The 11,592-nt window shown below is 62.9% G+C and carries 8 protein-coding genes; 6 read left to right on the top strand and 2 right to left on the bottom strand.

Features of this window, described 5'->3' with window-relative positions; genetic code table 11:
• The first annotated feature begins 123 nt into the window (after positions 1–123).
• The 4 genes from ACZ7SW_RS37040 to ACZ7SW_RS37055 are packed head-to-tail and all read left to right on the top strand — an operon-like array spanning position 124 to position 7,881.
• Positions 124–1,740, top strand: coding sequence for an NERD domain-containing protein (locus ACZ7SW_RS37040; protein WP_470235021.1), 1,617 nt, complete (start codon positions 124–126; stop codon positions 1,738–1,740).
• Complete coding sequence (locus ACZ7SW_RS37045; protein WP_470235022.1) at positions 1,737–4,895, top strand: helicase-related protein; 3,159 nt, start codon at positions 1,737–1,739, stop codon at positions 4,893–4,895. The genes ACZ7SW_RS37040 and ACZ7SW_RS37045 overlap by 4 nt, the downstream gene beginning before the upstream one ends.
• A 5-nt stretch (positions 4,896–4,900) precedes the next feature.
• Positions 4,901–6,784: a DrmB family protein gene (drmB, locus tag ACZ7SW_RS37050; protein ID WP_470235023.1), complete on the top strand. Its 1,884-nt coding sequence runs from the start codon at positions 4,901–4,903 to the stop codon at positions 6,782–6,784.
• Positions 6,781–7,881, top strand: a complete 1,101-nt coding sequence (locus ACZ7SW_RS37055) for a DEAD/DEAH box helicase (protein WP_470235024.1) — start codon at positions 6,781–6,783, stop codon at positions 7,879–7,881. Before drmB ends, ACZ7SW_RS37055 begins: the two co-directional genes overlap by 4 nt.
• A 1,047-nt stretch (positions 7,882–8,928) precedes the next feature.
• Here ACZ7SW_RS37055 and ACZ7SW_RS37060 read toward each other — a convergent pair.
• Positions 8,929–9,270, bottom strand: coding sequence for a hypothetical protein (locus ACZ7SW_RS37060; protein WP_470235025.1), 342 nt, complete (start codon positions 9,268–9,270; stop codon positions 8,929–8,931).
• A complete protein-coding gene (gene mca, locus ACZ7SW_RS37065) occupies positions 9,267–10,181 on the bottom strand; it encodes a mycothiol conjugate amidase Mca (protein WP_470235026.1) in 915 nt (304 codons plus the stop codon). Before mca ends, ACZ7SW_RS37060 begins: the two co-directional genes overlap by 4 nt.
• Before the next feature lie 195 nt (positions 10,182–10,376).
• Between mca and ACZ7SW_RS37070 the strand changes: the two genes are divergently transcribed.
• Positions 10,377–10,817 carry a DUF4307 domain-containing protein gene (locus ACZ7SW_RS37070; RefSeq protein ID WP_470235027.1) on the top strand — a complete coding sequence of 147 codons (441 nt, stop codon included), beginning with the start codon at positions 10,377–10,379 and terminating at the stop codon, positions 10,815–10,817.
• Between the two features lie 187 nt (positions 10,818–11,004).
• The gene (gene greA / locus ACZ7SW_RS37075) at positions 11,005–11,505 is read left to right on the top strand and encodes a transcription elongation factor GreA (RefSeq protein ID WP_037816721.1); all 501 of its coding nucleotides are present in this window, start codon (positions 11,005–11,007) and stop codon (positions 11,503–11,505) included.
• Positions 11,506–11,592 lie beyond the last annotated feature (87 nt).

Raw genomic sequence — 11,592 nt, forward strand, 5'->3', positions numbered from 1 at the left:
CCCGCTCATAGTTCATCATCCATCATCCCGACCAGACCAGCGGCACTTTTATCCAGCCGCGTGAGGACAAGCCCGAGGACTCGGTATGTTGAAGGCGTTTCGACGCGACGACGGGGAGAGTTGATGCGGATCATCCCGAGCGAGGTCTCGAGCATTACCAAGAGCCAGGGCGAGCGCAGCGTGTTCGCCGCGCTCAAGGAAATCCCCAACCAGGAAAGCGTCGCGTTGCACTCTGTCCATCTCGGCCGGCATCGTTGGAAGCGCGTCGGCGAGATCGACTTCGTCGTCATCACTCCCGACATCCTTCTCTTCATCGAAGTCAAGGGCGGCCGTATCGTACAGAAGAACGGGCAGTGGTACTACGGACCAGTCGGCCGGGAGGCGGGACCAAAAGAAAGCCCGTTCTCCCAGGCCAGCGGCGGAATGCACGAGCTCGAACGGAAACTCGGCACCATGGTCGGCGACCTCAGGGACCTGGGGGTCCCCAGCGGGTATCTCGTGATCACCACCGACATCGATCTGGACCGCACAACCGAATTCGAGCCGGAACAGTATCTGGGCAGCACCGCCTACGCCGGCGGCCGTGGTCTTGAACAGGCCATCAAACGAGCCGCCCGCTTCTGGCAGGGCCGCAACAGCTGGGCGCGAACCCCGGTCCCGGGCGGCGTTCGTCGAAAGATACTGGACGCGATCCGCCCGGAATTCGATCTTGTACCCAATCTGCAGTCCCGGCTGGCGGATCTCGACGTCGTGTTCGAACGGCTGACGAACGAACAGATGGACCGGCTCGACGAGCTGGAGTCCAATCCACGCCTGATCTGGACAGGAGGTGCGGGCACCGGCAAAACGTTCCTCGCCGCAGAAGCGGCTCGTCGGAAGTCCGCCGTCGGCAGTGTCCTGTTCACCTGTGCGAGCAGCACACTGGCTGCATACCTGACTCGAATCCTCGCCGACGACGCGATCACCGTACTGCCTTTCGACCGGCTGGACGAGGTCAAGCACCGCACCTTCGACCACCTGATCCTGGACGAGGCACAGGATCTGATGACTTTTGACAGCCTCGAAGTTCTAGAAGAGCTCGTTGCGGATGGCCTCGAAAAAGGCCACTGGATCTTCATGCTGGATCAGAACAACCAAGTGTTGGCTCCGGACTCCTACGACCCCGATGCCTGGGCCTACTTGCGTACGTTGGGCTCTGTATACGGGCCGATGAAGCGCAACTGTCGCAACACCGTGCAGATTGTCAAGCAGGTACAGCAATTCACCGGAGCCGACTTGGGCATCGCCTCTGCCGGTGAGGGAAGCCCAGCCCAGTTCGTCGACTCAAGAGACCCTCAACACGAAGCCGAGCTTTTGGACAACTATGTGAACGAACTCGTCCAGCAGGATGTCTCGTTACAGGACGTCACCCTGCTGTCCGCGTCGGGCAACTGGGAGACGAGCTCAGCCCGGCTTTCTCGACGCGCGTCCAAGATCCAGCGCTTCATCGACATCGTCGGCTCCGAAACCGCCAAGCATCGGCTCACCTGGTCGTCAATCGCCGACTTCAAAGGCCACGAGAGTCATATCATCTGCCTGATCGACCTCGAGCCCGAGCACTTGGACGGCAGGCTCGATGCCATTTACGTCGCCTGGACCAGGGCACGCGCACAGCTCTGGATCTCTTGCCGCCCGAACGTCCGGAAGAAGCTGGCGACTCTGGGCGCGACCGTACTGGAGCGAAACGGCGGACTGAAATGAACGAATTTGCCGCGCGCATCACCAGCCATCGCGACGAGTACGTGGCCTATCTGCACCGGCAGCTGGTCGGCCCCCAACCGAACGAGACGGAGACGCTCGTCGACCCGCCCGACCGGCGTTACCTGATGGGCACGTTGTACCCGCGCGGAGCTTCCATGCTGGAACACACCCAGGAAGAAGGGGAAGAGGGGTTCCACGAGGCCGCGGCGGGCAGCAGTGAGGAGGACAGCTTCGCTGAAGATCCGGTGGCTGAAGCGAACGCTTGGCTTCCGTCTTCGCTCGGCTTCTCCTTCTTCACCGACGCCCGTCGGATCGAGGTGTCTTGCGCGGCCTCCCGCTATCTGACGCTCCGCGATGGCGGACGCCGCAGTTGGCAGCGGCAACCGCGCCTGTCGACGACGAAGTCCATCGACCTCGACACGTTGAGCCCGGTTCCTTGTCTGGACGGGCATGGTCGTCTCCATGTGCGGTGGCGGCCCTTCGGCAATGGCCATCTGGTTACCTGCGTGCTGGCCAACGAACATCAGGAGGACGAGAGCCGCCACAAAGACCGGGATCTGATGCTCTTTCAGGTCGAGCTTCAGGCGACGACGGAAGACGGCACCGTCCTGGAGTACCCGAGCACGCGTCTGAACAGTCGCGACGAGGAAGAGCAGGAACTTCGCGTCCAGTATCGGCACATCGTCACCAGGGCTGTGGGGCACGGTTGCGCTGTCGAGTGGAACGACCGTTCCGACCAGGTGACCACCGTACAGGCGCAGGTCATGCCTCAGCAGGTGGTCGAGCACATCAAGCCCGACGGACCTCGCGATCTGCCCGTACTCAACCTGGCCCACCTCTCACAGGCCGAGCTGACGCCGGATGACCTGCGCGCCGAGCTGAAATCCTTCGTCCTCGGATACCGCACCTGGTTCGAGGGCCAGCAATCAAAGGCGAAGACTCTGCGACCGTGGGCCGCCGAGCCAGCCAGGCGACTCCTCGATCGAATCGGCACTGCGCTCGACCGCATGACCTCCGGTGTGGAAGCACTTACCGCATCGACACCCGCGGCGGGCAAAGCGCGCGAGGCGTTCCGCTTGGCAAACCGAGCGATGGCACTTCAAATGCTGCACAGCCGCCCGGAACTGGCGGGAAGCCGTCGTCGCAGGGATAGCGAGGTGCTCGAGCTTAACGAGCCTCCCACCGACTACGCATGGCATCCGTTCCAGCTCGCTTATTTCTTGCTCGTCGTCGAGAGCCTGATGAACCCTGGACACGAGGACCGACGCACGGTCGACCTCATCTGGTTCCCGACAGGCGGTGGAAAGACCGAGGCTTACCTGCTCACCGCCTGTTTCGAGATCCTCTTGCGCCGGCTCCGATTCGGCGCGAAGGGGGGCGGCACCGCGGTGCTGAGCCGATACACCCTCAGCCTGCTGACTACTCAGCAGTTCCAACGTACCGCGACCGCAATCTGCGCCCTCGAGTACATCAGGGCAGGAAAGGACGGTCCGCTGCCGGACGATCTAGGAGAGGAGCCCATTTCCATCGGGCTCTGGGTCGGTCAAGAGACGACGCCGAACAAGATCTCCGCCGCGGAGGTGGAACTTGACGAATTGAAGCAGATGAGCACCCCGGATGATCGGTTCCTGCTGGAACGATGCCCGTGGTGCGGCACTGAGATCGTTCCAGCGCGAGGCGGCCGGGCGAAGGACTTCGGCATCCGGGCCGATGGGATCAACACCTCGTTCTTCTGCCCGCGCAACACCTGCGATTTCCACGAGCAGCTCCCGGTGGCGGTTGTGGACCAGCAGATTTACCGTGACCCGCCGACCTTCGTGCTCGGCACCGTCGACAAATTCGCGAGATTGGCGTGGGAGCCGGAGGCGGGTCGCCTCTTCGGCGCTGACGGCAGACACGCACCCTCGCTAGTCATCCAGGATGAGCTGCACCTGTTGGCAGGGCCGCTGGGGACTACAGTCGGCCTCTACGAATCGGCCGTCCTCGAACTGTGCGCCTGGGGAGGCACACCTCCGAAGGTAATCGCTTCGACAGCGACGATCCGACGCTCACAGGAGCAGATCCGAGGTCTTTACGGCCGTCCCGCACAGCTCTTTCCTCCGGCAGGGCTGACAGCTGGGCGCTCGTACTTTGCTTCGCCTGACGAGGACAAGCCCGGACGACTCTACGTCGGTGTCATGGCACAGGGACACACCGCTTCGACAGCAACTGTCCACGTGGGAGCAGCCGGACTGCAGGCACCTGTGGCGCTCAGCGACGACGAAGCTCTGCGCGATGCTTACTGGACCATAGTTGCCTATCACAACAGTCTGCGGGAGCTCGGTCGAACCGTCACCATCGCGCGGGACGATATTCCGGCGCGGCTAGAACACTTGACGAAGGACAGTTCCGAGCAACGCAAGCTGGAGGACAGCGACGTCGTCGAACTGACCAGCAACGTTCCACGAGCCGAACAACCACGGCTTCTCGAACGCTTGGGGAAGCCCTTCAAGGAACGAGACAGTGTCTCTTTCCTCGCCACGACCAACATGCTCTCGGTGGGCGTCGACGTCCCGCGGCTCGGCCTCATGATCATGAACGGACAGCCCAAGACGACGTCTGAGTACATCCAGGCCACCAGTCGCGTCGGCCGACGCAAAGTCCCTGGGTTGATCATCACGTTGTTCCGCTCGTCCAAACCGCGTGACCGCTCCCATTACGAGTCGTTCGGCGTCTATCACCGTTCGCTCTACCGGCATGTTGAGCCCACCAGCGTCACGCCATGGTCCCTGCCGTCTCGAGACCGGGCGCTCCACGCAGTACTCACTATCCTCATGCGGCACGGCGCGGGCCTCAACGCGGAGAACAAGGCAGGAGACATCTTGCAGCACGCGGACGACCTCGCGCGTGTGCGCGAGCTCGTAGTTTCCCATGTGCAGCGCGCCGATCCGAACGAAGCCGACGCCGCGGCCGCGCAGCTGGATTCCCTGATCGAGGAATGGAAGCAAGAGGCGGAAAATGCCCGGGGCGAAGGCAGGCGCCTCTACTACAAGCCGCAGGGAAGAACACAGACCGCGCTGCTCACCGACTTTGGCAAGCAGGAAGGAATGTGGGAGACGCCGCAGTCCATGCGAAACGTCGACCGTGAATGCCTCATCGCCGTCAGGGGAGCGTGAAACTAATGAAAGATATTCGCCGAAAGGTTCGCAGGACGCAGACCATTGCCCCCTTCGGAGTCGGCGGGATCATTGATCTGCGCGGCGAGTCGTTCGTGGCTGCCGACATCCGCAGCTGGGCCAGTAGCGGAGACCCAGTGGATTCACCTCGACTCGCGAAAAAACTCCAGGTGGAAAGATTTCGCTCCGCCCCCGTCATCCCGTCCGGAAAAGCTGCCTACGTATCTCGAAATGGACCTTCGTACATCCGATTCCCCACCTGGTTGTTCTGTCCTCGGTGCAGGGTCATGAAAAAATGGCACGCCGGGCTCGAAATCAAAGACAAACATCCCGCATGCGACCGCTGCCCAGGGAAGCCACAGTTGGCACCCATGCGTTTTATCCAGGTATGCCGCGCCGGCCACCTAGCGGACATCGACTGGCGACGGTGGGCGCATTCACAAAGCGAGACCCCCGATCAACGCCAATGCCAAGTCTACCAGCTTCGATTTATCGCCACCTCCGAATCATCCGGCCTCGACGCCCTACTAGTCGAATGCAGCTCCTGCAGGGCCAGCCGCAGTCTGGCCGGAATCAGCCAGAAAAACGTCCTCAAACAATTGCAAAGCAGATGCCGCGGAACTCATCCATGGAATAACGAAGACGACGAAGAAGACAACTGCGAGGAAACACCTCAAGCAGTACAGCGCGGTGCCTCAAATGCGTACTTCCCAGTCACTCACTCAGCCATTGACATTCCCGAAACATCAAGGCTTCCGGACGGCGAAGAGCTCACTCAAAAGGTCGTTGACCACAAATTCTGGCCAGATTTTACCAGCACGCTCGACGGCCCCCTCGCCGACAATTTTAAAAGCATTATAGCCATCCAGTGCAGCGTTTCAGAAGAATTTGTCGAATCAGTGCGACGACACACGGCTAACAATTCATCACTGAAGCCTTCGACAAATTCGGATGACGACCTCAGCATTGCCGAATGGGAAGCTTTCTCCACTCCGGAATCGGTCACCAATTCAAAAACTTTCTCTGTGCGCCGAACTCTTCTCGGTGTCAACCACGCCGACCCCCGCTCAATGCATGAGCTCGACGCGGCAATCTCCACCGTGGTGGTAGCGGATCGAGTACGCGAAGTCCGCGCTCTGGAGGGTTTCTCGCGGTACGAACCAACCCCGGGCGAGGATGAAGAGGGCGGCCGTCTCGTTTCGGTCAACACCGCGCGTCGAACCAGGTGGCTGCCTGCCGTGGAAACTTACGGCGAGGGGATTTTTATCTCAGTAGACGAAGATCGCCTCGCCTTCTGGGAGAAAATCCCGTCGGTCCGAAATTGGACGCGAAGGATCGAGCGCGACCTGGACGCCTCTTTTAAGGTCGACCGGTTGCGGGCAAAGTCAGGACCAGTGTTGCTCCCGAGGTTTGCAATGCTGCACACCCTGGCCCACCATTTTATCCGCCAGCTCTCCTACGACAGCGGATACAACGCGGCTTCGCTACGGGAGCGCGTCTACGCCAGGAGCCATTCGCCGGGCAGCGGGCATCCACCGCAAGCAGGCGTGTTCGTCTACACCGCTGCAGGCGACGCGGAAGGAACGCTCGGCGGCCTCGTCCGACAGGGCCAACCCCCCTATCTTGCCGAGACCTTGATCCGCCTGCTCGAATCAGCGCAGTGGTGTTCACAGGACCCGCTATGCGCCGATTCGACCGGTCGCTCGCTTGCCAACCTCAACCGAGCCGCGTGCCATGCCTGTACGCTCCTTCCGGAGACCTGTTGCGAGATCGACAATTCCATCCTGGACAGGACGCTGTTAGTCGGTGGCAACGACGTTCCAGGATTTTTCCAGGAAACTCTCCGCGCTGCACTGGAAGAGTCGGCGGAGACCGTGAATCGGTCATGAGAATCCCCTCTCTCTTGGAACTCGGGATCGAGCAGCAGAAAGTCATTGACCTTCCGTTCCAAGGTTGTCACGTCATCACGGGTTCGCCCGGCGGCGGAAAGACCGTTACAGCCGTATACCGCGCCTGGACCCTGGCAGTCACCGGCCGCGACGTCGTCCTCATCACTCGGTTCGATCTGCTCCGTCAGTATCTTGCCCAGCTGGCTCCCGATCTCACCGAGGCAGTCGACATCACCACCTACGAATGGTGGGTCAGGGACTTTTGGCGGGAACGCTTCGAGACAGATCCGCCACGAGACGACCAGGACGAGCTGGGCTACGACTGGATCGAGATGCAGCGCAGTTGCATCCTCCGGAACGTGGCGACAACCACACACCTGGTGATTGACGAAGGGCAGAACCTTCCACTCGGATTCTACCAATTGTGCCAAGTCCTCGGCGTCGACGTCACGGCATTCGCAGACGAGAACCAGTGCATCAGCGCTGAGCACAGCACGTTATCTGAGATTCGACGAGCGCTCGCCGCAGAGATCGAACCCCTTGTGCTGCCGAACAACCACCGGAATAGCCGAGAGATCGCACTGCTGGCGAGCGAGTTCCGCGCAGAGCCTCACACCGAGACCGCATTGCCAGCGCGGGGCGGGCCGACCCCGGTCGTCATCAAAGTTCCCTCTCTCGACGCTCTCGCCACCGGCGTTTTCCAATACTTCAATGCCTATCAGTGTCGGACCATCGGGATCATTTGCAGAACGACATTTCTGGTGCGGAGCATCCAGAGCAAGCTGACCAAAGTGGGTCTAGCGGCTCAGACCCAGGCCTACGTTCACGATGATCATTTGCGGCACGCCGTCGATTTCTCGAAGGGTCGCATCAAGATCGTCAGCGCAGCCAGCATCAAGGGCTTAGAATTCGATAGCGTCTTCGTGCCGGACTTGGATTCATACGACGAAGACCCCACCAGCATCGATGCCCGCCTGCGATTCTTAACGATCTGCACTCGCGCCCGCGAGGATCTTTACTTGGCCCATCGCGCTCCGCGGGAACCTGCAATCTTGTCAACTGTTCCAGCTTCTTTGTTGACCCGAAGAGAAGCATGACTCGGCCACTCAAACAAGTAGTCCAGGACCGCTTCGTGCGGCGAGAAGAAGGTCATTGTGCTGGCCAGGCCGTAGCCGCACAGGGCGTTGAGCTGCCTCAATCATGCCGTCCACGATGCTAGGCAAGCCACTGACTACCGCAGAGAGCCAGTGGCGCTGTCATTGGCCGCGCCTGCTGCCAGCCGGCTGCCTCGGCGGCGCGAGTCGCGCTGCCCGCGCCAGAGCTTGGCAAGACTTTCTTATTCATCGCATGCAGAGCCGCGCATCCGCGGGCCCAGCCGTCGCAGCTCCTGCGCCATCCGCTCGTCGGCGCGAACCATACCGACCGCATTTCGCAGGCAAACCGGTCGAGCGAACCTGCGCCAGGACTGGTCGCCACGGATAAAATGCCATTCGACGCTGCACGTCGGCGGCCACGTCGTGCCGAGTCCGAGGGAAGCCGTGAATGCGCACCATCGGCATCGACAAGATCCCCGCCGATGGGTGCGCTCCAGCGGGCAGCAGACGCCGAGTTGCGGACTGCAAGTCGGCCGGACGATCACCGCGATCAGCGGGAAGAGTCCTGTTCACATGCCACTTACAACGTGTTAAAAGCCACTACAAGCTGGCGGTTCCACCTCCGCAGCCGGGTCCCGGATGATCAACAATTGCACGGCGAGCAGCATCGACTCCCACACCATCGCCGACGGGCCACGCCAGCGCTGAGCCAGCAGCACCCTCTACGGCACCGTCACGATGCGCCCGCTGCCGGCACCACAACTGTCCCGATTGGTAGGGGCGAGCAACGGCTGAAGCTAACTCGGACTGCTGAGAACTGGGATCCAGCTCGGCGCTGTCGGAGAACCTGCCGACGACGTTGAACCAGACGTTCGCCTGCACCGTCAGCCAGGATCTAGCGGCCGTCAAAGGACAGTGCGTACCCTCACACCTGGTAAGTCCCCTGCAACATATGTGCCGACCATCTGGCCGAACAGCAGGCTTGGGCACGGACCAGTCGGGCCGAATCTCGTCACGATCGACGTGGCTCGGCCCGCTGCACCACACTGGTCAGTCGCTTTTTTTAGCAGCCGCCGCGTCCGACTTCTTCTCCGCAGCGGCCGTCTCCGTTGCCTCTTCTGCCGGTTCCGGCTCAGCCCCAGCGTCCGCCGAAGCCGACCCGGCCTCTTCCTTGTCGAACGTCGCCGGCACCTTCTTCAGGTGCTTGCTCATCGACCGGACCAGGAAGACGACCGCGATCAGGAACAGGATCAGCACCAGCAGGCCGACCGGCGAGGACTTGCCGAAGTCCTCGCCCTGGCCGCCGTTGTCCCCGCTGTCCGGCTGCTGGGCCAGTACCAGCGCCGACGCGGTGAGCGGGACGACCGCGACGGCCGGCACACCGAAACTCATGGGCTCACCTTCTCCTTGATGCCTGCGAACAGATCGTCCTCCGGCAGCGTGCTGTCCACCAGGGAGCGGTTCAGCTCGTACTCCTCAGTGGGCCACACCTCGCGCTGGATCTCCAGCGGAACGGCGAACCAGCGGCTGGTCGGGTCGATCTGCGTGGCGTGCGCCTTCAGCGCCTCGTCGCGCACCTCGAAGTATTCCCCGCACTCGATCCGGGTCGTCACCCGCTCCATGATGTCGGCGCGGTCCGGGTCCCAGGACTTGAGCCACTCCTCGTACGGCGACTCCAGCCCGGCCTCCTTGAGCGCGGTGTCGAACGCCACCATCCTGGCCTTGGAGAACCCGTGCATGTAGTACAGCTTGAGCGGCTGCCACGGCTCGCCTGCCTGAGGAAACCGCTCCGGGTCGCCCGCCGCGTCGAAGGCCGCCATCGACACCTCGTGCGTGCGGATGTGGTCCGGGTGCGGGTAGCCGCCGTTCTCGTCGTACGTCGTGATGACGTGCGGGCGGAACTCGCGGATCACGCGCACCAGGGCCTCGGTCGACTCCTCCAGCGGGATCACCGCGAACGAGCCCTCCGGCACCGGCGGCATCGGGTCGCCCTCGGGCAGCCCGGAGTCGATGAACCCCAGCCAGCGGTGGCTCACGCCGAGGATCTTCGCCGCGCGCGCCATCTCCTCGCGGCGGATCTCGGTCATGTTCGCCAGCACGTCCGGCCGGTCCATCGCCGGGTTGAGAATGCTGCCCGCTTCGCCGCCGGTACAGGTCACGACCATGACCTCGTGCCCGTCGGCGACGTATTTGGCCATCGTGGCGGCGCCCTTGCTCGACTCGTCGTCGGGATGGGCGTGCACCGCCATCAGGCGCAGTCGCTGCTTGCGGTCTTCTGTTGTCAGCTCGTCGGCTCCCACCATGGTCCGAACGGCCCTTTCCTGTCCTGTTATTCCGTGACACCTGGTTGCGCCGCGGTAAACCGCCCCGGCTCCGCGCCGCCGGAACGGGTCGCGGATACTCGACCAGGGTGGTGCCCCGGACCGGCCGCACTGCCTATTGTCCCCAGGGGTACGACAAGTTTGACCGGAGGCCCGGATTTGCAGAGCGGGGAGACCGTGACCGCCGAGGGCGACGCCGTGCCGGCGCGGCCCGCGGACCGGTACGGCACCGCGGGCAAGGGCAAGCCGTCGAAGCGCTGGCGGAGGTGGCTTTTCCTGGCCGTCGCGCTGGTCGTGAGCGGCGCGATCGGCTGGATCTACTACCTCAATCTCGGCAAGACCCCGATCGAGGCGGAGCGCGTCGGCTTCGAGGAGCGGCCGGGCGACGCGATGCAGGTCACGCTCAACGTCACCCGGGACGACGACAGCAAGCCCGGCGTGTGCGTCGTCCGGGTGCGCGACAAGTCCGGCGCGGAAAGCGGCCGCCGGGAGGTGCTGGTTCCCGCCGGGGCCGGCCACAGCAGGGTGAACACAGTGGTGAAGAGCATCGGAGCCCCGGTGACCGCCGACGTGTTCGGCTGCTCGTATTCCATACCACGCTATCTGTCAACCCCGTAGCGGCCAACGGAGTGAAATGCGCGGCGAGCGTCCGCGCGGCGTGAAATGGACCGGCGTCGACCTGTCCTGCCGTGATACGCTCGTACACCAGCACGGCCCCCGACGGGCCGTGTTTTTCCTTTATCTCAGCCGCGTGCGTACGCGGTGGCCGGCTTGTACACCCAAGCCTGGCAGGCCCTACGAGGAGATGGTGACCGTGAGCGACACCAAGGTGACCTGGCTGACCCAGGATGCCTACGACAGGCTCAAGCACGAGCTCGACGAAATGATCGAGAATCGTCCGGTCATCGCCGCCCGCATCAACGACAGCCGCGAAGAGGGCGACCTCAAGGAGAACGGCGGCTACCACGCGGCCCGCGAGGAGCAGGGCCAGGCCGAAGCCCGGATCCGGCACCTGCAGGAACTCCTGCGCAACGCGAAGGTCGGCGAGGCTCCGGACGACGACGGCACGGCAGGCCCGGGCAAGGTGCTCACCGTCAAGTACGACGGGGACGACGAGGAGGAGAAGTTCCTGCTCGCCACCCGTGAGGAAGGCGCCGAGGGCGCGCTCGACGTGTACTCCCCCGAGTCGCCGCTCGGCAAGGCGCTGCTCGGCGCCAAGGAGGGCGAGTCCCGCGAGTACGAGCTGCCGAACGGCAAGACCATGAAGGTCACCCTGGTCAAGGCGGTGCCCTACAGCGAGTCCTGACTCGTCTTCCGCCGAACGCGCGCCCGCCCGGTTTCCCGTGGCCCGGCGCGCGTTCGGCGGTCTAGCGTGTCTTTCAGCAAAACCACT

It is taken from the genome of Amycolatopsis sp. NPDC114484, assembly GCF_055633755.1.

Excerpts from the sequence above, each read along its gene's own strand:
- ACZ7SW_RS37045 (WP_470235022.1), top strand. The coding sequence starts at position 1,737 with ATGAACGAATTTGCCGCGCGCATCACCAGCCATCGCGACGAGTACGTG.
- ACZ7SW_RS37055 (WP_470235024.1), top strand. The coding sequence starts at position 6,781 with ATGAGAATCCCCTCTCTCTTGGAACTCGGGATCGAGCAGCAGAAAGTC.
- greA (WP_037816721.1), top strand. The coding sequence starts at position 11,005 with ATGGTGACCGTGAGCGACACCAAGGTGACCTGGCTGACCCAGGATGCC.
- drmB (WP_470235023.1), top strand. The coding sequence starts at position 4,901 with ATGAAAGATATTCGCCGAAAGGTTCGCAGGACGCAGACCATTGCCCCC.
- ACZ7SW_RS37040 (WP_470235021.1), top strand. The coding sequence starts at position 124 with ATGCGGATCATCCCGAGCGAGGTCTCGAGCATTACCAAGAGCCAGGGC.
- ACZ7SW_RS37060 (WP_470235025.1), bottom strand. The coding sequence starts at position 9,270 with ATGAGTTTCGGTGTGCCGGCCGTCGCGGTCGTCCCGCTCACCGCGTCG.
- mca (WP_470235026.1), bottom strand. The coding sequence starts at position 10,181 with ATGGTGGGAGCCGACGAGCTGACAACAGAAGACCGCAAGCAGCGACTG.